At 75.8% G+C, this 21,443-nt stretch carries 20 protein-coding genes; 9 read left to right on the top strand and 11 right to left on the bottom strand.

Going from position 1 to position 21,443, the window contains the following annotated elements:
• Positions 1-60: 60 nt before the first annotated feature.
• Positions 61-1,248 (bottom strand): LLM class flavin-dependent oxidoreductase, encoded by a 1,188-nt coding sequence (locus tag E1O70_RS04745; protein WP_034656123.1) that lies wholly within the window; start codon positions 1,246-1,248, stop codon positions 61-63.
• Positions 1,249-1,613: 365 nt separating this feature from the next.
• Between E1O70_RS04745 and E1O70_RS04740 the strand changes: the two genes are divergently transcribed.
• Entirely contained in the window at positions 1,614-1,958 is a 345-nt protein-coding gene (locus E1O70_RS04740; RefSeq protein ID WP_021483180.1) for an RNA polymerase-binding protein RbpA, read from the top strand.
• A gap of 87 nt (positions 1,959-2,045) precedes the next feature.
• On the opposite strand, the gene E1O70_RS04735 is transcribed toward E1O70_RS04740, so the two are convergent.
• The 10 genes from E1O70_RS04735 to E1O70_RS04690 form a co-directional block, all read right to left on the bottom strand.
• Positions 2,046-2,864 carry a polyprenol monophosphomannose synthase gene (locus E1O70_RS04735; RefSeq protein ID WP_061267312.1) on the bottom strand — a complete coding sequence of 273 codons (819 nt, stop codon included), beginning with the start codon at positions 2,862-2,864 and terminating at the stop codon, positions 2,046-2,048.
• A complete protein-coding gene (gene lnt, locus E1O70_RS04730) occupies positions 2,861-4,618 on the bottom strand; it encodes an apolipoprotein N-acyltransferase (RefSeq protein ID WP_306303298.1) in 1,758 nt (585 codons plus the stop codon). Before lnt ends, E1O70_RS04735 begins: the two co-directional genes overlap by 4 nt.
• Positions 4,619-4,902: 284 nt before the next feature.
• Positions 4,903-6,543 carry an amidohydrolase gene (locus E1O70_RS04725; RefSeq protein WP_061267313.1) on the bottom strand — a complete coding sequence of 547 codons (1,641 nt, stop codon included), beginning with the start codon at positions 6,541-6,543 and terminating at the stop codon, positions 4,903-4,905.
• Positions 6,544-6,735: 192 nt separating this feature from the next.
• Complete coding sequence (locus E1O70_RS04720; RefSeq protein WP_061267314.1) at positions 6,736-9,714, bottom strand: DEAD/DEAH box helicase; 2,979 nt, start codon at positions 9,712-9,714, stop codon at positions 6,736-6,738.
• Between the two features lie 50 nt (positions 9,715-9,764).
• A complete protein-coding gene (locus tag E1O70_RS04715; protein WP_061267315.1) occupies positions 9,765-10,835 on the bottom strand; it encodes a diacylglycerol/lipid kinase family protein in 1,071 nt (356 codons plus the stop codon).
• 43 nt (positions 10,836-10,878) lie between these two features.
• Positions 10,879-11,622: a twin-arginine translocase subunit TatC gene (tatC, locus tag E1O70_RS04710; protein ID WP_043660075.1), complete on the bottom strand. Its 744-nt coding sequence runs from the start codon at positions 11,620-11,622 to the stop codon at positions 10,879-10,881.
• Positions 11,623-11,658: 36 nt separating this feature from the next.
• The gene (gene tatA / locus E1O70_RS04705; RefSeq protein WP_043660072.1) at positions 11,659-11,952 is read right to left on the bottom strand and encodes a Sec-independent protein translocase subunit TatA; all 294 of its coding nucleotides are present in this window, start codon (positions 11,950-11,952) and stop codon (positions 11,659-11,661) included.
• A 125-nt stretch (positions 11,953-12,077) separates the two neighbouring features.
• The gene (locus E1O70_RS04700; protein WP_061267335.1) at positions 12,078-12,404 is read right to left on the bottom strand and encodes a hypothetical protein; all 327 of its coding nucleotides are present in this window, start codon (positions 12,402-12,404) and stop codon (positions 12,078-12,080) included.
• Positions 12,405-12,414: 10 nt separating this feature from the next.
• Complete coding sequence (locus tag E1O70_RS04695) at positions 12,415-13,422, bottom strand: helix-turn-helix transcriptional regulator (protein ID WP_061267316.1); 1,008 nt, start codon at positions 13,420-13,422, stop codon at positions 12,415-12,417.
• Positions 13,415-14,368: a helix-turn-helix transcriptional regulator gene (locus E1O70_RS04690; RefSeq protein ID WP_240696597.1), complete on the bottom strand. Its 954-nt coding sequence runs from the start codon at positions 14,366-14,368 to the stop codon at positions 13,415-13,417. The genes E1O70_RS04695 and E1O70_RS04690 overlap by 8 nt, the downstream gene beginning before the upstream one ends.
• A gap of 155 nt (positions 14,369-14,523) precedes the next feature.
• Here E1O70_RS04690 and E1O70_RS04685 point away from each other — a divergent pair, with 155 nt between their 5' ends.
• From E1O70_RS04685 to E1O70_RS04650, 8 genes are all read left to right on the top strand, one after another.
• Positions 14,524-15,693 carry a DUF3866 family protein gene (locus E1O70_RS04685; protein WP_128957513.1) on the top strand — a complete coding sequence of 390 codons (1,170 nt, stop codon included), beginning with the start codon at positions 14,524-14,526 and terminating at the stop codon, positions 15,691-15,693.
• Complete coding sequence (locus E1O70_RS04680) at positions 15,690-16,457, top strand: DUF4129 domain-containing protein (protein WP_061268426.1); 768 nt, start codon at positions 15,690-15,692, stop codon at positions 16,455-16,457. The genes E1O70_RS04685 and E1O70_RS04680 overlap by 4 nt, the downstream gene beginning before the upstream one ends.
• Entirely contained in the window at positions 16,454-16,951 is a 498-nt protein-coding gene (locus tag E1O70_RS04675) for a hypothetical protein (RefSeq protein WP_061268427.1), read from the top strand. The genes E1O70_RS04680 and E1O70_RS04675 overlap by 4 nt, the downstream gene beginning before the upstream one ends.
• A complete protein-coding gene (locus tag E1O70_RS04670; protein WP_061268428.1) occupies positions 16,948-17,946 on the top strand; it encodes an AAA family ATPase in 999 nt (332 codons plus the stop codon). The genes E1O70_RS04675 and E1O70_RS04670 overlap by 4 nt, the downstream gene beginning before the upstream one ends.
• A complete protein-coding gene (locus E1O70_RS04665) occupies positions 17,943-19,292 on the top strand; it encodes a DUF58 domain-containing protein (RefSeq protein ID WP_082774626.1) in 1,350 nt (449 codons plus the stop codon). Before E1O70_RS04670 ends, E1O70_RS04665 begins: the two co-directional genes overlap by 4 nt.
• A complete protein-coding gene (locus E1O70_RS04660) occupies positions 19,289-19,843 on the top strand; it encodes a hypothetical protein (RefSeq protein WP_128957512.1) in 555 nt (184 codons plus the stop codon). Before E1O70_RS04665 ends, E1O70_RS04660 begins: the two co-directional genes overlap by 4 nt.
• Before the next feature lie 111 nt (positions 19,844-19,954).
• Positions 19,955-20,533 (top strand): Dps family protein, encoded by a 579-nt coding sequence (locus E1O70_RS04655; RefSeq protein ID WP_021483850.1) that lies wholly within the window; start codon positions 19,955-19,957, stop codon positions 20,531-20,533.
• 169 nt (positions 20,534-20,702) lie between these two features.
• On the top strand, positions 20,703-21,191 hold the full coding sequence (locus E1O70_RS04650) for a VOC family protein (RefSeq protein WP_082774627.1): 489 nt from the start codon (positions 20,703-20,705) through the stop codon (positions 21,189-21,191).
• Positions 21,192-21,443: the final 252 nt, after the last annotated feature.

The following is a 21,443-nucleotide window of genomic DNA, read 5'->3' as shown; positions in this document are numbered from 1 at the left end:
CGGGGCACTCCTCGACCGTACGCCGTCGGGCGGGTGGTCACGGCGCGGGTGTCGCCGGCGTCACAGGCCGAACGCGGCACCGGCGGTGGCGGTGCGGGTGTCGTCCTCGGCGGTGCGCCCGGTCCACAGGTCCTCGGTGCCGCCGACGTGCGCGGCGCCCTCGGTCCCGGCGGCGCGGGCGGCCGCGACGCGCTCGGCGTGGCTCGGCGGGTTCGCCGGCACGTGCGCCGGGCGCACGGCCTCCATCTCCTTGCGCAGCACGGGCACGACCTCGCCCGCGAGGAGGTCGATCTGCTCGAGCACGGTCTTGAGCGGCAGGCCCGCGTGGTCGACGAGGAACAGCTGACGCTGGTAGTCGCCCACGTGGTCGCGCATCGCGGCGTACCGGTCGATGACCTGCTGCGGCGAGCCGACGGTGAGCGGCGTCTCGCGCGTGAAGTCCTCCATCGAGGGCCCGTGCCCGTAGACGGGCGCGTTGTCGAAGTAGGGACGGAACTCGTCCCACGCCTTCTGGGAGTCCTTGCGCATGAACACCTGGCCGCCGAGCCCGACGATCGCGGTGTCCGCGGGGCCGTGGCCGTGGTGCTCCCAGCGCTGACGGTAGAACTGCACCATCTGCTTCGTGTGGCTCATGGGCCAGAAGATGTTGTTGTGGAAGAACCCGTCACCGTAGTACGCGGCCTGCTCGGCGATCTCGGGGCTGCGGATCGACCCGTGCCACACGAACGGCGGGACGCCGTCCAGCGGCCGCGGCGTCGAGGTGAAGCCCTGGAGCGGGGTGCGGAACTTGCCCTCCCAGTCCACGACGTCCTCGGTCCACAGCCGGCGCAGCAGCGCGTAGTTCTCGATCGCGAGCGGGATGCCCTGCCGGATGTCCTGCCCGAACCACGGGTACACCGGGCCGGTGTTGCCGCGGCCCATCATGAGGTCCATGCGGCCGTCGGAGATGACCTGGAGCATCGCGTACTCCTCCGCGAGGCGCACCGGGTCGTTCGTCGTGATGAGCGTGGTCGAGGTCGACAGGACGATGTTCTTCGTCACGCCCGTCAGGTAGCCGAGCATCGTCGTCGGCGAGGACGGGACGAACGGCGGGTTGTGGTGCTCCCCCGTGGCGAAGACGTCCAGCCCCGCCTCGTCCGCGTGCTTCGCGATCGTCAGCATGGACCGCACGCGCTCGGTGTCGTCGGGGGTCCGGCCCGTCGTGGGGTCCGTCGTGACGTCGCCGACGGTGAAGATGCCGAACTGCATGGTGTGCTCCCGAGAGTCCTAGGTCGATGCGTTTGCATGTACATGCCGCTCAACCCGGCTCCCCCCGGGTTTGTTCCCACACTCCCGGCCCGGGGGTGTGAGCGTGCACACGTCCGGGGCCGGGCGGGGGCCGCGGAGTTGCGCGGGGCATCGAAACCCGGGAGCCTGGGACGGCGCGCCGAGGCGGGCCGGCACGACGCACCGCGGGGGCCACCAGGTCGTGAGGCCCCGCGACGTTCACCGGACCTTCACGGCGCGTCGGAACACCGACCGCACGTGAGGCGTTGCCTCTCGTAGACCGGGCCGCTGCCCGCACCCCCACCGGGCGCGCCCACCCACCCCCGAAGACCCCTCAGGAGGACACCATGGCCGACCGTTCGCTGCGCGGGATGAGCATCGGTGCGAAGAGCATGGAGTCGGACGAGGGCGTCGACTTCGCCCCCCGCTTCCAGGCGCACTACGACTGCCCCAACGGGCACACCATCATCCTGCCGTTCTCGACCGACGCCGAGGTCCCCCCGGTGTGGGAGTGCCGCTGCGGCGCCGAGGCGCTGCTGCGCGACGCGGAGCGCCCCGAGCCCAAGGCCGGCAAGCCCGCCCGCACCCACTGGGACATGCTGCTCGAGCGCCGCACCATCTCCGAGCTCGAGGAGCTCCTCGACGAGCGCCTCGGCCTGCTGCGCGCCGGCAAGCTGCGCCGCAGCGCCTGACGCCTCGCCGCACCCGTCACGAGAGGCCCGGACCCCCGCGAGGGGGTCCGGGCCTCTCCACGTCGCGGCCATCACCGCGGCGACACCTCAGCGCGTGCCGCTCCGCCCCGCGACCGACCGCGCGAGGCTCGCGAGCTGGGCCGCGCGCCGTCGGGCACCCCAGACCGTGACCTTCCACAGCGCCTCGGTGACGATCGCGCGGCTCATCTTCGACCGCCCCGCCGTGCGCTCGACGAACGTGATCGGCACCTCCGTCGCGCGGCCACCCGTCCGCACGACCCGCCACGCCATGTCGACCTGGAAGCAGTACCCGTGCGACTCCACGCTCGCGAGGTCGACGGCGCGCAGCGCGGACGCGCGGTAGGCGCGGTAGCCCGCCGTCGCGTCGCCCAGGTGCAGCCCCAGCGCGAGGCGCACGTACGCGTTGCCCGCGCGCGAGAGCACCTCGCGGTGCCGCGGCCAGTTCTCCACGCGCCCGCCCGGGACCCACCGCGACCCGATGACGAGGTCCGCGCCGTCGTACGCGCCGTCCACCGTGGCGGGGCCGAGGGCGGCGAGCAGGGACGGCAGCTGCTCCGGCTGGTGGGAGCCGTCGGCGTCCATCTCCACGAGCACGTCGTACCCGGCGTCCAGCCCCCACCCGAACCCCGCGACGTACGCGGCGCCCAGGCCCTCCTTCCCGGCCCGGTGCAGCACGTGCACGCCCGGGTCGACGGCGGCCGCGGCGTCGGCGAGGTCGCCCGTCCCGTCCGGGCTCGCGTCGTCCACGACGAGCACGTCCGCGTCCGGGACGGCGGCGCGCAGGCGCGCGAGCGTGCTCGGCAGGGTCAGCGCCTCGTCGTACGTCGGCACGACGACGAGCACGCGCCCGCCCGGGACGCCGCCCTCCCCCGCGCGCGGACTCACGGTGCCTCGTCCCCGGCCGGCGCCGCGGCGGTCCGGGTGCGCCGCTCGCGGACGGCGGTGACGACGCCCGCGGCGAGGAGGCCGAGGGCGAGGAGCTCGACGACGCGGCCCGGCCAGTCCCCGGCCCGCACGGCAGGCGTGAGGCTCGTGCGCAGCGGCAGGTCGGCGACCATCTGGTCGGCGGTGAACAGGCCCGTGCTCTGCAGGAGCGTGCCGTCGGGGGCGATGACGCCGCTCACGCCGACGGTCGAGACCTGCACGGTCGCGCGGCCCGTCGACACGGCGCGCAGCCGCGACATCGCGAGCTGCTGCGTCGACTCGACGGTGTACCCGAACGAGGCGTTGTTGGTCGGCACGACGAGCAGCTCGGCGCCCGCGTCGACCGCGTCGTTCACGAGGCCGTCGTAGGCGACCTCGAAGCAGATGACGACGCCGAGCGGCACCGTGCGCCCCAGGCGGGGCGCGTCGAGGTCGACGACGCCGGTCTCGCTGCCCGCGATCATGTCGATGCTCACGCGGTCGACCTGGTCGGAGAACACGCGCAGCAGGGAGCGCAGCGGGATGTACTCGCCGAACGGTGCCGGGTGCTGCTTGGCGTAGCGGTCGACGACGCCGGTGCCCGGCTCCCACAGGAGCGACACGTTGTACCGGCCGCCGGTCTCGGGGTACTCCTGCGCGCCGACGAGGATCGGCGCGCCGACCTCCTGCGCGACGTCGTCGATGGCGCGCGCCACCTCGGGCGTGGTCTGCGGGTCGAGGTCGGACCCGTTCTCGGGCCACAGCACGACGTCGAGGTCGCCCGGCTCGACGTCGTCGAGGAGCGCGAGCGTGCCCTGCAGGTGGTTGTTCAGCACCTCGGCCCGGTTCGCGAACGACCCGAGGCCGGGCTCGCCCACGTTGCCCTGCACGGCCCCGACGGCGAGCGTGCCCGCCTCGGCGCGCGTGTCGAGCGGCACGAGCATCGGTGCGACCACGAGCGCGGCCGCGACGGCCACGGGGACGACGGCGCCGGTCACGACGTCACGGCGGCGCAGCACGGCGAGCACCGCGACCGCGAGCAGCGCCCCGACGAGCGCGACGAGCAGCGACACGAGGACCTCTCCCCCGAGCCACGCCGCGCGACCCAGCGGGGAGTCCGCCTGGGAGAACGCGAGCCGGCCCCAGGGGAACCCGCCGAACGGCACCTCGGTGCGCGCCTGCTCGGCCCCGACGAACAGCACCGCGAACGCGACGGCCTGCCGCCCGGGGTGCCCCGTGAGCCACGACCAGCGGCGCGCCCAGACCCACGCGGCACCGAGCAGCCCGACGAAGCACGCCTCCATGACGGACAGCGCGAGCCACGGCACGGTCTCGGTCGCGTAGTTCGCCCACCACAGGTGCGGCAGGAAGAACGCCAGGCCCCACACCAGGCCAACGAGGAAGCCCCAGCGCGCGCCGTCGCGGCGCAGCGCCCAGAACAGGGCGGCCACGCCGACGAACGCGAGCGGCCACCACCCGCGGTCGGGGAACGCGGTGTCGGTGAGCAGGCCGCCCGCCAGGGCGAGCAGGAGCGTCAGGGGCCGCGACGGGACGGCGGTCGACGGACCCGCGGGGACCTCGCGCTCGGGTCGGCCGTCGGGCCGTGCGTTTGGCCCAGCGTCCGGCACGGCGTCGGGCTGCCGGTCGTGGGGCGTGCCCGTCTCGGGCGCACGGGCGGCCGTGCCTGCGGGGCGGGATCGCCCGGCGGGAGCGGCCGGGGGCTCGGGGGCGTGCACGGGTGCACCCTACGCCACGGACCTGCACGAAGACCTGGCGGGCCGCCGCCGTCCGCGGAGGGTCGGCGGGGGCGGGAAAGGAGGGTGTGCGGGCTCGCGCGCCCTTCGGCCCGTACGACGCCGCCACCGGCGGAGCACGTTTTCTACTGAGCGCGCGAGCCCGGCCAGGTACCCGGCGCGGCACGCCGAGGGGTCGTCGTCGGTGGCTGATCCCCCTGCGGCCACGGGGGCCGGAACACCCTGTCGAAACTACTCCGGCTCACCGCCCTGTCAAGCGGGAGCGATCAGACGAAGGTGTCGAACAGGGGCACTCCGGCCCGCACGGTCTGCAGGCACCGCGGTCGCGGCACGTCCGGCCCGAGCTCGGGCAGCAGCGGCTGCCCTGCGCGCGCGTCCGTGCTCCACGACGACGTCGTGCGGCCCAGCGCGCCCTGCACCACGAGGTGCTCGCCGCGCCACACCGCGAGGTGCGCGGGCGCCCCCACGCGCAGCTGCCCGGCGCCGGTGTGGTCGAGCCCGGCGATGCGCCACCCGCCGCGCGTGTGCGCACGGAACGCGGCACGGGCCGAGATCTGCTGGTCCGGGTCGACGTGCGACATCGCGGCGAGCACGCCCGCCCACGGGTCGATCCGCGTCACCGGCGCGTCCGACCCGAACGCGAGCGGCACGCCCGCACCCGCGAGGTCCGCGAAGGGGCTCAGGCCCTGCGCCCGCATCGCCCCCACGCGCGCCGCGTACATGCCGTCCGGGCCGCCCCACGCGGCGTCGAACGCGGGCTGGATGCTCAGGCTCACCCCGTACAGCAGGAGCGTGGCGAGCGCGGTCGCGTCGACGAACAGCGCGTGCTCGACCCGGTGCCGCGCCGCGCGCACCGCGCCCTGCCCGTGCGCCTCGGCCGCGAGGCCGAGCCCGAGCACGAGCTCGTCCATCGCACGGTCCCCGATGACGTGGAACCCGCCCTGCGTGCCGGCCGCCGCGACCGCGGACAGGTGGTCCGCGATCTGCTCCGCCGTGAGGTACAGGTTCCCGCGGTCGCCGCGGTCCGGCCCGTCCTGGTACGGCAGCCGCATCGCCGCCGTGCGCGACCCGATCGACCCGTCCACGTTGAGGTCGCCCGCGATGCCAGCGAGCCCGGGCACGTCCGCGAGGAGCGCACGGGCGTCGTCGGCCGTGGCGCACAGCTCGCCCCGGTACCCCACGACGTGCGGCAGGCCCGACGACGCGTCCGCCGTGAGGGCGAGGATCTCCCGCAGCCCGGCGCGCGTGTCGATGTGCGGGGCGCTCATCTCGTGCACCGACACCACGCCCTGCTCGGCCGCGGCCTGCAGCGCCGTGCGGTACAGGTCCGTGCGCCGCGCCGGGGACACCGCCCGGGCGACGTCGCGCGCGACGTGGTGCGCCTCCCCCGCGACCCAGCCCGACTCGTCCCACCCGGGCCGCGTCTCGAGCGCGCAGCGGCGCGCGAGCGTCGTGGACACCACCGCCGAGTGCACGTCGACCCGAGCCGCGTACACCGCGCGGCCGCCCGCCGCGGCGTCGAGCTCCTCGCGCGTCGGGGGCCGCCCCTCGGGCCAGGACCGCTCGTCCCACCCGAAGGCGAGCACGACGTCGTCCTCGTGCGCACCGGCCGCCGCCTTCGCGACGGCGTCGAGCGCGGCCGCGAGCGACGTCACGCCGGCGCTCGCGGACAGGTCGACGCCCGCCAGGGCGAGCCCGACCTCGAACAGGTGGACGTGGGCGTCGACGAACCCGGGGGCGACGAGCGCCCCGTCGAGGTCGATGACGCGGTCGGCGCGGGCGGCGAGCCCGTCGGCCGTGTCGTCGGCACCGATCCAGGCGATGACGCCGTCGTCGACGAGGAGCGCTTCCGCGAACGGATCGGCCGGGGAGTGGATCACGCCGCCGCGGTACAGGGTTGAGGCCACAGTCCTTCACGATACCGCCACAACCCGCCGTGCTTCACCGCCCGGTGGCGGCGTCGGCGCAGGTCCGGGCGCGTGTCGTGCACGTCACGCCGTACGGCCGCAGCGCCGACCTTCCGAGCCGACCTTCCGAGCCGGCCTCGCGAGCCGGTCCCACGCCCGGGCCGACGGGGGCGCCGCCGGTGCGGGGTGCGCTCAGACGCTGGAGTAGGCGACGACGCCGCGGCGCAGGCGGTCGATCGCCTGGCGCGCGGTGCGGCGGACCTCGGGGGTGGGTGCGGCGCCCGCGACCTGGTCGAGGACGTCGATGACCTGCTTGCACCAGCGCACGAAGTCGCCGGCCGCGATCTCGGAGCCGCGCAGCACGGCGTCGAGGCTGCGCCCCACGGCCCAGCGGTGCACGGCGGTGACGAGGCCCTCGTCGAGCGGGCCGGTCGCGTCGATGTCGTGCTCGTCCTCGAGGTCGTCGACCTCGGACCACACGCGCGTGGTGGCCTCGAGCGCGCGCGCCAGCCTGCCCTGGGGGCCGCCGGGGACGTCGGGCTCGCCGTGGTCCTCGCGGCGCCCGGCGTAGACGCACGTGGACACGACGGCGGCCAGGGCGGGGGCGTCGAGGTCCTCCCACACGCCGCGGCGCAGGCACTCGGCCAGGAGCAGGTCGTTCTCGGCGTAGAGGCGGCGCAGCCACTGCCCGTCGGGAGTGACCTGCAGCCCGGTGCGCGCGGCCTCGCGGGCGGCGCGACCGGTGGTCGGGGCGCCAGGGGTGTCGGTCTCCTCCTCGTCGAGAGCGTCCTCGAGCGGTGCGGCCGGGTCCTGCGCGGGCTCGGCGGGCGCGAGGTAGCCGAGCGTGACGAGGACGTCGCAGATGCGGTCGAAGACGCGCGCGATGGAGCCGGTGCGGCCCTCGACGCGCCGCACGAGCTGGTCGTGCTCCTTCTTCAGCCGCGCCCACCGCTCCGCCCAGCGGGCGTGGTCCTCCCGGTCGGGGCAGTCGTGGCACGGGTGGGCACGCAGCTGGGCGCGCAGGCGCGCGAGCTGGGCGTCGTCGGACGCGCCGGACCGGGCGCGGGTGGTGCGGCCGGGGCGCGTGCCCGGCTCGTCGAGCGCGCCGAGCGCGTTGCGCAGGGTGGAGGCGAGGTCGCGCCGCTGGGCGGGCACGCGCGCGTTGAACGTCTTGGGGATGCGCACGCGCGCGACGGTGCGGATCCCGCCGGGTGCGTCGGCGACGGTGAGCTTCTTCACCTGGCGGTCCTGCGTCAGGACGGTGGGGCGCGGTCCGTCGAACCCGGCGCCCTCCCCCGGGTCGAGCACGACGACGTAGCCCGCGCGCCGCCCGGACGGCACCTCGACGACGTCCCCGGGCCGCAGGCGCTCGAACGCGGCGACGACCTCGGCGCGGCGCGACCGGCTCGCGGCGCGCGACAGGTCGCCCTCGCGCGCGGTGATGCGCCGCCGCAGCGCCGCGTACTCGGCGAAGTCGCCGCGGTCGCACGTCATCGCCTGCGCGTACCCGTCGAGGGCCTCGGCGTGCGCCTGCGCCTGCTTGGCCAGGCCGACGACGCCCCGGTCGGCCTGGAACTGCGCGAACGACGTCTCCAGGACCTCGCGCGCCCGGTCGCGCCCGACCTGCGCGACGAGGTTGACCGCCATGTTGTACGTGGGCCGGAAGCTCGAGCGCAGCGGGTACAGACGCTTGGACGCCAGGCCCGCGAGGTGCACCGGGTCCAGGCCCGCGTGGTCGACGACGACGGCGTGCCCCTCGACGTCGATGCCGCGCCGCCCGGCGCGCCCGGTGAGCTGGGTGTACTCCCCCGGGGTGACGTCGACGTGCGCGGTGCCGTCCCACTTGACGAGCTTCTCCAGCGCGACGGACCGGGCGGGCATGTTGATGCCCAGCGCGAGCGTCTCGGTGGCGAACACGACCTTGATGAGGCCGCGGCTGAACAGCTCCTCGACCGTCTCCTTGAACACGGGCAGCAGGCCCGCGTGGTGGGCCGCGATGCCGCGCGCGAGGGACTCCGTCCACGTCCAGTACCCGAGGACCTCCAGGTCCTCGGTGGGGATGGTCGCGGTGCGTTCCTCCGCGACGCGCCGGATCTCGGCCTCCTCCGCAGGCGACGTCAGGCGCAGGCCCGCGGTGAGGCACTGCTGCACGGCGCCCTCGCACCCGGCGCGGGAGAAGATGAAGTAGATCGCGGGCAGCAGCCCGTCCGCGTCGAGCGCGTCCACGACGGCGAACCGGGCAGGGGTGCGCCGCCCGACAACGGACCGGTCCGGCCCCGGGCGACGCCCGCCGCGGCCCCGGTACCCGCGGTCGCCGGACCCCCGCCGTCCGCCCGGCCCGGGCCCGCCGGTGCGGGGCGCGGTGCGGAACGCGGCGAGCAGGTCGGGGTTGATGGGCGGGTTCACGCCCGGGTCGGTGGGGTCCACCGTCCCGGCGTACAGGTCGAGCAGGTCCGCGCCGGGCGCGCGCCCACCGCCTGCGTGCGCGACCGCGGCCGCGGGGTTCGCGGACGCGACGAGGACGTGCTGCCACAGCGGCACGGGCCGGCGCTCGCTGACGACGACGGTCGTGTCGCCGCGCACCATCTCCAGCCAGTCGCCGAACTCCTCCGCGTTGGACACGGTCGCGGACAGGGACACGAGCTGGACGTCGTCGGGCAGGTGGATGATCACTTCTTCCCACACGGGCCCGCGGAACCGGTCGGCGAGGTAGTGCACCTCGTCCATGACGACGTACGCGAGCCCGTCCAGGGTGCGCGACCCCGCGTACAGCATGTTGCGCAGCACCTCGGTCGTCATGACGACGACGGGCGCCTCCCCGTTGATCGTCGTGTCACCGGTGAGCAGGCCCACGGCGTCGGCGCCGTGGCGGCGCACGAGGTCGGCGTACTTCTGGTTGGACAGCGCCTTGATGGGGGTGGTGTAGAACGCCTTGCGCCCGCTCGCGAGGGCGAGGTGGACCGCGAACTCGCCCACGACCGTCTTCCCCGCTCCGGTGGGCGCGGCGACGAGCACGCCGCGGCCCTCCTCGAGCGCCTCGCACGCGCGCACCTGGAAGTCGTCGAGGGGAAAGTCGAGCACCTGCCGGAAGTCCGCGAGCCGCGTGCGGGACGCCGCCTGGCGGGCCCGGGACGCGGCGTAGCGGGCGGCGGGCGATTCGTCGGCCGTCATGCCGTCAGCCTACGGTCCGCCGCCCACCTCGCCGGTCGAGAGCCCCCTGCTCAGCGGGCAGGGACGGCGGCGTCGAGCACGCGCAGCGCGCCGGGGACGACGTCGACGCGCAGCGGCAGCGGCCCGAGGTGCTCCCCGTCGGCGAACGCGTGCGGCGGCGCGGCGCCTGCTGTGGTCGGCTCGACCGTGACCGACGTCGCGCGCACGGTCCCGACCGCGCGGTGGGTGAGGTGGCGCCCCGCGTACATGCCGGGGAAGACGCGCGCGGCGCCCCACCGCCCGAGCGGGCCCGCGACAACGACGTCCAGCAGGCCGTCGTCGGGCGCGGCGTCGGGCGCGACGCGGACCCCGCCGCCGAAGCGGGGGCTGTTCGCGACGGCGACGAGCGCGCCCGGCGACTCCCACACGAACGCCCGCCCGTCCGGGCCGTCGGCCGCGTCGGGGTGCTGCGCGGCGTCGGGCACGGGCAGCAGGGGCGCCCCGGCGAGGACGTCCGGCACGTCGTCTCCCGCGGGCACGCCGCGCACCGTGACGCGGTACCCGTAGGGCCGGTAGCGGGTGATCTCGGTCAGGGCGGAGCGCGCGTACCGGGACCGTCCGCGCGGCCAGGTCGCCGCGTTGGCGTGCGCGTTCACCGCGGCGTCGATCCCGGCGGACAGCACGCCCGCGTACCAGCGCGCGACGGGCACGTGCTCGCCCGCGACCCGGGCGGCGTCGACCACGCGCACGCGCGCCCCGGCGCTCGCGGCGGGCCCGAGCGCGCCCAGGAGCGCGTCGACGCAGCGGTCGGGGCGGCCGGTGGGCAGGTCGAGGGCGTGCGCGAAGTCGTTGCCGGTCCCCACGGCGACGATGCCGAGCGGCACGCCGGTGCCCGCGGTGGCGTTGACGCCGAGGTGCACCATGCCGTCGCCGCCGACGACGACGAGCGCGTCCACCCCCGCGGCCGCGCCGGTGCCGCGGACGGCGGCGTCGGCGGACTCCTGCGCGAGGGGCAGGCTGGGGGCGCTGAGGTCGAGGACGTCGTGCCCGGCCGCGGTGAGCGCCTCGGCCGTGCGTGCGCCTGCGGTGCGGCCACGCCCGCGCCCGGCCGTCGGGTTGACGACGAGCGCGACCGTGCTCACGCGCTGCCCCCGCGCCCGGTGGGGCGCGGTCGGGGCGGGGTGCTCACAGGGCGAGCCGTGCGGCGTCGCGCTGGTCGACGCGCCGGTCGTGCAGGACGGAGATCCCGTAGGCGAGGAAGTACAGGGCGCAGATGGGCAGCGCGACGCAGAACATGGTGAGCACGTCGGGCGTGGGCGTCATGATCGCGGCGAACAGGAACGAGATGAGCACGGCCCAGCGCCATCCGGCGAGCCACGTCGCGGCGCGCACCACGCCCATCGTGTTGAGCGCGACCATGATCACGGGCACGAGGAACGCGATGCCGAACGCGAGCATGAGGCGCATGACGAACCCGAGGTACATCTGGGCGTTGATGAGGTTCGCGCTGCCGTCGGGCACGAACTCGTTGAGGAGCGCGACCGCGCGCGGCAGCATGACCCACGCGAGCGCGACGCCGGCGAGGAACAGCGGGACGGCGGCGCCGATGAACCCGAACGCGTACCGCTTCTCCTTGGACGTCAGGCCGGGCGTGATGAACGCGAAGAGCTGGTACAGCCACCACGGGCTCGACAGCAGGACGCCGAGGAACAGGGAGACCTTGACCTTCATGTCGATGGCCGTGGCGACGCCCTCGAAGTTCAGTCCCGTCAGGACGTTGCGGCGCTCGGCTGCGTCGACGAGCGGCTGCTGCAGGGCCTGCAGCACCGGCTCGTACACGATCCACCCGACGACGGCACCCAGGACGATGCCGATCGCGGCGAGGAAGAGGCGCTTGCGGATCTCGACGAGATGCTCGCGCAGGGGCATGCGCCCCTCGGGGTCACGGGGAGTGCGGGACACCGACTACGCCTTGGGGGTGTCGTCCTGCGTGGACGACGCCGTGCCCCCCGTCACGCTCGTCGCACCCGTGCCCGTCGCGCCGGTGGTGGTGCCGGTGCTCGTCGTCGCGGTGGTGCCCGACGGCGTGGTGGTCGTCGTCGTGTCGTCGTCCTCGCGCAGGTCCTTGACCTCCTTCTTGAAGATCTTCAGCGACTGGCCGACGGAGCGCGCCATGTCGGGGAGCCGCTTCGACCCGAAGAGCAGCAGGACCAGGAGGATGAGGACGACGATCGTCGCGGGGTGACGAAGGATGTTCACGGCGGGAACCTACTACCTACTCGTGGGCGGCCAGGGGCGACGTTGCTCTTCGCGCCATCATAGGTCACGGTCCTTGCGCCCCGAGGCGTCGCCCGCGCGCCGTGCACGGTCGCGACGGGTGCCCGTCAGGCGTTGAACCGCCGCCAGCGGGACCACACCTGCTCGTCGCGGCGGCGCCGCTGCACGCGCCGCTCCTCGCGGTCCGCGTGCAGCACGTCCACCCGGGCGCGCAGCTCGACCGGGTCGTCGAACAGCGTGGGCGCGGTCGAGGGCTGCGCCTCCTGCTGGGCGCGCGCCAGCTCGTCCGCCCGCGCACCGAGGTCCGCCGCGACCTGCGACGCGCGCGACAGCTCACGCCCCAGGCCCTTGACGGAGCGCCACAGGCGCCGCGCGAGGAAGAACGCGCCCACGAGCGTGCCCACGACGAGCAGCGTCCAGACCCAGAACCACATGCCGCCCACCCTAACCAGCGGCGCGGTCGTCGCCCGACGGGTCGCCACCCGGGACGTCGGCGGGCAGGTGCGCGTACGCGGCCAGGGCGGCGCTCGCGGCCTCGCGCACGTCCTGCGCGACGGCGGCCGGCTCGACGGCCAGGACGTGGCGGGCGCGCTCGGTGAGGAGCTGGCGCAGCCACACCGGGTTGGTGACGCGCAGCCGCACCTCGAACGCGCCGTCCGGCAGGTTGCGCACCGCCTCCACGGGGACCTGCTCGGCCACGGCGCGCGCGGGGCTGGCGAACGTGATGGTCGCGAGGGGCGCGTCGCCGGTGGGCGTGAAGTCCACGTCGGGATCGACGTCGTGCCCCTCGACGGCCTGGTCGAGCTCGGTCGCGGCGAGGATGCGGTCGACGCGGAACGTGCGCCGCCCCTGGGCGCGGTGGCACCACGCGAGCAGGTACGCGTGCTCGTCCTGCGTGTGCAGGGACACGGGGTCGACCTCGCGCTCGGACTCCTCGTCCGCCGCGGTGACGTACCGGATGCGCAGCCGGTGGCCCGCGACGAGCGCGCTCGTGATCGCCGCGACCACGCGCGGGTCGCCCTCGGGTGCGAGCTGCACGTCGAGCGCCGCCGCGGCCTCCCCGGTCGCGTCGGTCAGCTTGCGCAGCACCGACTCCACGACGCCCGCCCGCTCCGGATCGGCCTGCACCGCCGCCGTCTCGCGCATCGCGCGCAGCGCCGCGATGAGCGCGACCGCCTCGCGTGTGCCGAGCCGCAGCGGACGGGTCATGCCGCGGGCCTCGGTGAGGCGCACCACGCCGCGCTCGATCGAGTCCGCGTCGAAGTCGATGAGGTCGTCGGGCCAGTACCCGGGCGTGCCCGACACCCACAGGGCGTCGACGTCGTCCAGGACCTGGCGCTCGCTGACGCCGAAGTGCCGGGCGAGCTCGCCCACCGGCACCGGGCCCGCCCCGTCGAGGTACGCCACGATGCCCAGCAGGCGCACCAGCCGGTCGTCCGCGCGCTCAGCCACGCTCCACCTCCGCCTGTCCGGCGCCGTCGGCCGGGCCCGTCGCCAGTCCCGCCGCGTCGCGCAGCCGCCGCACGACCGCCTCGCGCAGGTCCGGCGGGCCCAGCACCAGCACCGCGTCCCCGTACCCCACGACCTCGTCCGCCATGGCGTACCGCACGTCGTACGCCACCTCGAGCACGTCGCGGCCCGCGCCGTCGCCCGCGCGCGCGTCGGGCACCGAGCCCACGACCGTGCCGCGCGCCCGCAGCGCCCCCGCACGCTCGGGCACCACCGCGAGGCGCGCCAGCCCGCCCGCGTCGCGCGTGCCCAGCGCCGCGTCCACGTCCACGTGCGCCGGCACCTCGAACGCGTCGCGCGGCCCCGACGCCCGCACCCGGCCCTCCACCCGGCTCAGCCGGTAGGACCGCGGCGCGCCCCGGTCCAGGTCCAGGCCCACCAGGTACCAGCCGCCGCGGCGTGCCGCGATGCGCCACGGCTGCACCCGGCGTGGCCGCACCTCGCCCGTGCTCGCCGCCCGGTACGTGAACGACACCACGCGCCGCGCCGAGATCGCGTCCATGAGCGTCGCGTACGCGTCCCCCACCGCCCGCACCCGCGGCGCCAGACCCGCCACGACGTCCATCGCGGTCTCCCCCGCCCCGGCCGCCCGCAGCTTCGTCAGCGCCCGGGAGATGTCCGTCCGCAGCGTCTTGTCCTGCCAGAACTGCGCCGCCAGCGCCAGCACACCCAGCTCCGCCGGCGTCAGGTCCACCGCAGGTAGCGCGTACGCGTCCTGGTCGATCCGGTACCCGACATCGTCCGCGTGCCCGCCCGCGTCCACCGTGACGATCGGGATACCGAGGTCGCGCAACGTGTCCTTGTCCCGCTCGAACATCCGTTCGAACGCGTCGGGCGAGGGGGCGTCCCCGTACCCCGCCACGCTCGACCGGATCTGCTGCTTCGTCATCGACGCGTTCGTGTTCACCAAAGCGATCACCAGGTTCAGCAGACGCGCCGCAGGGTTCGTCGACGAACCCCCCGACGACGACGCGACGGAGGGCGCGGAGGCAGCAGTGGGCTCGGACATCGGCACCACGCTAGTCGGTCGATAGGGTGTGCCGCGTGATCACGTGGCGGACCGCGACCGTGGTGTCGCACGCGAAGGCCTGGACCGGAGCCCAAGAGCTCAACGTCAAGCTCCACACACCCCTGCCCGGACGGCCCGACGACCCCCACGCCACCGTGCGCGCCCTCGCCTACACCCAGCTCGTCGGCACCCCCCACCCCGGCGACCACGTCCTCCTCAACGTCTCCGCCCTCGCCCGCGGCCTCGGCACCGGCGGCTACGCCCTCGTCGTCGGCCCCGCCCAGCCCGCCACCCCCCTCCCGCCCGACCCCACACCCGGCCCCGGCCACCTCGTCAAGGCCCGCTACACCCCCCTGCAAGCCCTCGTCCTCGGCGTCGACGAGCAGGAGTCCCCCCACCACGACACCCTGCGCGACGCCGACGACCTCGCCCACACCCCCGTCGTCGTCGCCGACCTCCACTCCGCCCTGCCCGCCATCGTCGCCGGCGCCCGCCACGCCGCGGCGCTCGCAGGCCGCCCCACCCCCCGCATCGCCTACGTCATGACCGACGGCGGCGCCCTGCCCGCCGCGTTCTCCCGCACCATCGCCACCCTGCGCGACACCGGCTGGATCGACACCTGCATCACCGTCGGCCAAGCCTTCGGCGGCGACCTCGAAGCCGTCACCGTCCACACCGGCCTCCTCGCCGCCCACCACGTCACCGGCGCCGACCTCGTCGTCGTCGCCCAAGGACCCGGCAACCTCGGCACCGGCACCCGCTGGGGCTTCTCCGGCGTCGCCGCCGGCGAAGCCCTCAACGCCGTCGCCACCCTCCGCGGCCGACCCGTCGCCTCCCTGCGCGTCTCCGGCGCCGACCCCCGCGACCGCCACCTCGGCATCTCCCACCACTCCCTCACCGCCTACGGCCGCGTCGCCCTCGCCCCCAGCGACCTCCCCCTGCCCGTCCCCACCCCCGACATCGAGAACCTCCCCGGCTGGGGCCCCGACCTCACCGCCCGCATCACCCACCAGACCCACACCCTCGCCGCCCCCACCGGCCGCCACCACCCCGTCCACGTCCCCGCCGGACCCGACCTCCTCCACGCCCTGCACGACACCCCCGTCCGCCTGTCCACCATGGGCCGCGGACTCGACACCGACCCCGCCGCCTTCCTCACCGCCGCCGTCGCCGGCGCCCACGCCGAGTCCCTCAGACCCGCATGACCACGACGCAGGGGGACCACGACCACCGCCGGCCCGGCCCGGCCCGCTTCACCGCCGTCACCGCACTGGCGCTCGCGGCCGTCCTCGCCGCCGCGACCAGCGCCCCCTGGAGCTGGGAGGCACCCACCTGGCTCAGCGACCTCGCCCGCGACCCCACCGGCCCGCCGCCCGAGAACGTGCCCCAGGAAGCACCCACCGCACCGCAAGAGCTCGAGACCGCCCTCGACGCGACCGGCATGTCCTTCGACGCCTACCTCCTGTGGTTCCTCGGCGCCGTCGTCCTCGTGGTCCTCGTCGTCCTCGCCCGCCGCCACCTCCCACGGCTCCTCGCCCGACGACGCCACCGCGACCTCCTCCTCGCCCCACCCGGCGACACCGCGCTCCTTGCGCAGGACCAGGTCGTCCCCGAGCTCCGCGACGCCGTCCACCGCGTCCGCGCCCACCTGCGAACCCCCGACGCCGACCCCCACGACGCCGTCGTCGCCGCCTGGGTCGCCCTTGAGCACGCCGCCGCCCGCGCCGGCACCCGACGCGACCCCGCCCAGACCCCCACCGAGTTCACCACCGCCGTCCTCACCAGCACACCGGCCGACCCCCACGCCGTCGCCACCCTGCGCCGCCTCTACCACCGCGCACGCTTCGGCGAGAACCCCCTCGGCACCACCGACCTCGACGCCGCCCGCCACGCCCTCACCCGCATCGCGACGGACCTCGGCGCCCCACCCGACACCGCCGCCCCCACCGACCACCGAGCACGACCGTGACCCCCCGCGCACGCTGGGCCCGCCTCCGACCCACCGACCGGACCACCCTGCGCACCGCCGCCATCGTCGCCGGGCTCGGCATCCTCCTCACCGCCCTCGGCATCGCCGCCACCCTGCTCCGACACCGCACCGGCTACGCCGGCGACACCGTCTGGCCCCACCTCCCCACCCTCCGACGCGACGGCAACCGACGCGACGTCTCCGACCTCGGCTGGTCCGTCCTCGGACGCGACGGACGCGTCACCCCCTCCGCAGCACGCCGCATGCGCCACCTCACCGACCAGACCCTCCACCGCCACGGCACCGGACCCCTCCACGACCCCACGGCAGCACCCGACATCGCCCGCCTCCTCGGCCCCCGCGTCGCCCGCACCACCCATGACCTCACCACCACCGGACGCCTCCCCACCCCCGCCGAGCTGCGCGCCTGGCTCACCGCCCTCGACCGCCTCCCCACCACCCCGGACCGCCCCGACGAAGGGACACCCCGATGACCCCCCACCCCGGCACCACGCCGCCCGCGACCCTCGACGTCCCCACCGTCGCCGCGCACGGCCACGCCGTCCTCGACGAGGTCGCCACCGCCGTCGTCGGAGCCCGCGAACCCCTCACCCTGGCGCTCGCGGCCGTCCTCGCCGGGGGCCACGTCCTGTTCGAGGACGTGCCGGGGCTCGGCAAGACCCTCGCCGCACGCAGCCTCGCGCGCGCCCTCGGTCTCGACTTCACGCGCCTGCAGTGCACGCCCGACCTGCTGCCCTCGGACGTCACCGGCTCCTCCGTGTACGACCCCGCGACCCGGACCTTCGAGTTCCGGCCCGGGCCGGTGTTCACCGGGCTCCTGCTCGCCGACGAGATCAACCGCACCGCCCCCAAGACCCAGTCCGCGCTGCTCGAGTCCATGGCCGAGCGCCAGGTCACCGTCGAGGGCGCCACGTACCCCCTGCCCCGGCCCTTCCACGTCGTCGCGACGTCGAACCCCGTCGAGCACGAGGGCACCTACCCGCTCCCGGAGGCCCAGCTCGACCGCTTCATGGTCCGGCTGTCCGTCGGGTACCCGGGCCGCGACGAGGAGCGCGAGGTCCTCGCCCGCCGCATCGCGCGCCGGCACGACGACCCCGTCGTGCGCCAGGTCGTCGACCGCGACACCGTCCTCGCCATGCAGGCCGCCGTCGAGCAGGTCGACGTCCACCCCGACGTCCTCGCCTACTGCGTCGACCTCGCCGCCGCGACCCGCACCCACCGCGACCTCGAGGTCGGCGCGTCGCCCCGCGGTTCCCAGAACCTCGCGCTCCTCGCGCGCGGCGTCGCCGTGCTCGACGGGCGCGAGGTCGTGCTCCCCGAGGACGTCAAGCGCGTCGCCGTCCCCGTCCTCGCGCACCGCCTCACCCTCACGCCCGGCGCCTGGGCCGCCGACCTGCGCCCCGAGGCGCTCGTCGACGACCTCCTGCGCACCGTCCCCGGACCCGCCACCGTCGGCCGGGCCGCATGACCGCCCCCGGGACGCCGGACCCCGACGCGCCGCCGCCCTGGCGCACCACCGTCCACCTCGGTGCCGGCCTCCTCCTGGGCACCACGCTCCTCGCGCTCGGCGTCCTCGTGCGCCGACCCGACGTGGCGCTCCTCGGCGTCGCGCCCCTCCTCGCCGCGGTCTGGGGCTGGACCCACCGGCCGCGAGGGCCCGTCACGCTCCGCGTCGCCCTCGACCCCGCCGCGGCTCCCGGGACCGTCACCGCGCGCACGCACGCCCACGTCCCTCCGGGCGTCGAGCTGCTGCGCCTGCGCGGCGTCGCCCCCGGCGGCCTCGTCACCGAACGCCTCGTCGACGTCACCCGCGGCTCGCGCGACCTCGCCTGGCACGCCCCGTCGGTCCGCACCGGCCCGACCGACACCCTGCGCGTCGACCTCGCCGCCTACGGGCCCGACGGCGTCGAGGAGCAGCCTCCGCACGTCGCCGCCGGGCCGCGGCGCCTCGTGCTGCCCCGCGCCACGCCGCTCGGCCGCACGCCCCTGTCCTCCCGCCTGCGCGGGCTCTCCGGTCCCCGCACCTCCCGCCGGCCCGGAGACGGCACCGAGCTCCGCGACGTCGACGCGTACCGCCCCGGTGACCGTCTGCGCCGCATCGACTGGCACGCCACGGCCCGTCGCGCACCCGACCTCGACACCCTGCACGTCCGCCGCACCTACGGCACCGCCGAGGCCACCGTCGTCCTCGTCGTCGACTCCCGGGACGACGTCGCCCCCGACCTCGCCACCTGGAACGGTGTCGGCGAGCAGCGCCCCGACGAGCCCACGTCCCTCGACCTGGCGCGGCACGCCGCCGCGTCCGTCGCGCACGCCGTCCTCGCCGACGGCGACCGCGTCGCCCTGGACGACCTCGGTCGCCTCGCCCGGCCCGTCCGCCCCGGCGGCGGACGGCGCCACCTGCGCCGCATCCTCCACGGGCTCGCCCTGGCCCGGCCCGTCGGCGACCCCACCGCGCGCCACCGACCGCCCCAGGTCCCGGCCGGCGCCGCCGTCTACCTCTTCTCCACCCTCCTCGACGACGAGGCGCCCCGCCTCGCCCACCAGTGGCACGACACGGGCCACGTGGTCGTCGTCGTCGACGTCCTCCCGCCCGTCAGCGTCGCCGACGTCGACGAGCACGTCGCCGTCGCCTGGCGCATCACCCACCACGAGCGCGAGGCCCGCATCCACGAGCTGCGCCGCCGGGGCGTCACCGTCGTCCGCTGGTACGACGGCACCCCCGACGCCGACGGCGCCCGCGGCGCGCTCGAGCTCGCGGCACGACGCCTCGACCGGCACCCCGCGGGCGCGACCCCGGGCGGTCGGCCATGAGGATGCCCGCACGCCGCGAGACCGTCACCCCCGGGCCGCCGCCCCGGCTCGTCGTCGAGACGGGCCCCACATTCCCCGCGTGGACGGCGCGCGCCGCCCTGCTCCTCCTCGCGACCGGGTTCGGGGCCGCCGCCCTCCAGACGACCGGGCTCGCCCCGTCCTTCGTGTGGGGCGTCGCCCTCGGCCTCGGCATCGTCACCGCGTACCTCCCCGCCCCGCCCGTGCCCCACCTCCTCTTCCTCGTCGGCGGCGTCGTGCTCCTCGTGGACGGCACCGCGCCCTTCGACCCCGCCGTCTTCGCCCTCCTCCCGCTCGGGCACCTCGTGCTCCGCGCCGCGTGGTGGAGCGATCACGTACCGCCCGGAGCGCGTGCCGAGCTGCGCGCCCTCGCACCCGACCTGCGCCGCGTCGTCGTGCTCCAATCCGCGATGCTCGTCGTCGCGCTCGCCGTGCGGTCGGTCGCGCTGGCCGACGTCTCGTCCGCGGTCGCGGCGGCGCTCGGCGGCCTCGCCGTGCTCGGCGTCGTCCTGCTCGTGCGGCCGCGGGACTGAGCACTCGTCCTGCGAGGACCGCGCCTCGGCACCACGATGGACGCAGACGGCACCCGCGCCGTCGTCCCGCCGCCGTCCCGGCGCGCGTCACCGACCCCGAGGAGGCAACCCATGGCTGCTCGTTCCGACCTGCCGAAGTACACGGTCCCGTCGCTCACCCCTGAGGAAGGGGCCCAGGTCGCCGGGATCCTCCAGGAGCGGCTGCACGCGCTCAACGACCTGCAGCTCACGCTCAAGCACATCCACTGGAACGTCGTCGGCCCGCACTTCATCGCGGTCCACGAGATGATCGACCCCCAGGTCGACGCCGTCCGCGCGATGGTCGACGCGACCGCCGAGCGCATCGCGACCCTCGGCGTCTCCCCGCAGGGCACGCCCGGCGCGCTCGTCGCCGCCCGCACCTGGGAGGACTACTCCCTGGGCCGCGCCTCGACGATCGCGCACCTCGGCGCCCTCGACGAGGTGTACGTCGGCGTCATCACGGCCCACCGCGAGGCAGCGGCCGCGACCGAGGAGCTCGACGACGTCACGAACGACCTGCTCATCGGACACCTGCACGACCTCGAGCTCTTCCACTGGTTCGTCCGCGCGCACCTCGAGTCGACGGGCGGCGACCTGTCCACCGAGGGTGCGCGCACCGAGGCCGGTGCCGCGCGCAAGGCCGAGGAGGCGGCGGCCGGTCAGCCCTGACCCCGCTCCCCTCCACCGCCGTCGTCCCGACGGCGACCGGGCCCCGCCACGCGAGTCGTGGCGGGGCCCTCGCTTTTCGGGGCTGGTTGGTGAGCTTTCCGCTCGGGGTGTGGATGGTATGCGTGCGCTTGGCACACTATTTATTCCGAGAGGAGCGTAGGGTCTCGGCATGACCGATCCGCACGCCGCACCGCCGCCCGTCCGCCAGCTCCGGCTCGTCGTCGAGGCGGAGGACTACGACGCCGCCCTCGCGTTCTACCGCGACGTCCTGGGCCTCCCCCAGCAGATCGCCTACGCGGACGGCGAGGACGACCGGGTGGCGATCCTCGACGTCGGGCGGGCGACGCTCGAGATCGCCTCCCCCGGGCACGTGCGGGCGATCGACGACCTGGAGGTCGGGCGTCGCGTCGCGGGGCATCTCCGGGTCGCGCTCGAGGTGGACGACGCTGAGGGTGCGACCGACCGGGCCGTCGCCGCCGGGGCGTCGCTCGTCGCCCCGCCGACGCGCACGCCCTGGGGGTCGCTCAACTCACGCCTCGACGCCCCCGCCAGCCTCCACCTCACGCTGTTCCAGGAGCTCGGCGGCGAGGAGGGCATCCCGCCCGGCGTCGTCGCCGAGACCGGGCCCGGCGACGATCCCGCTCCCCGCCGGGGCTGACGCCTCGACCCAGGCCCGCCGGACCTGCTCGAAGCGCGTCGGGAGCGGCGCCCGCACGGCCCCGTAGCGCGCGTTCGTGCGGTGCACGAACCGCCGCCACGACAGCACGAGGCCCTGCTTCGTGATGGGCAGGCCGCTGGACACCGTGACGCCGTTGTCGTGCGTGTGGTGGACCGTGAGCAGCAGCGCGCGCGGCACCGAACCCTCGAGGTCCGCCGCGAGCACCTCCCGCACCGCCATCCAGCGACGCAG

Source organism: Cellulosimicrobium funkei (assembly GCF_004519295.1).
Classification (GTDB): Bacteria; Actinomycetota; Actinomycetes; order Actinomycetales; family Cellulomonadaceae; genus Cellulosimicrobium; species Cellulosimicrobium funkei.
This window is presented reverse-complemented; position numbering and strand designations above follow the sequence as displayed.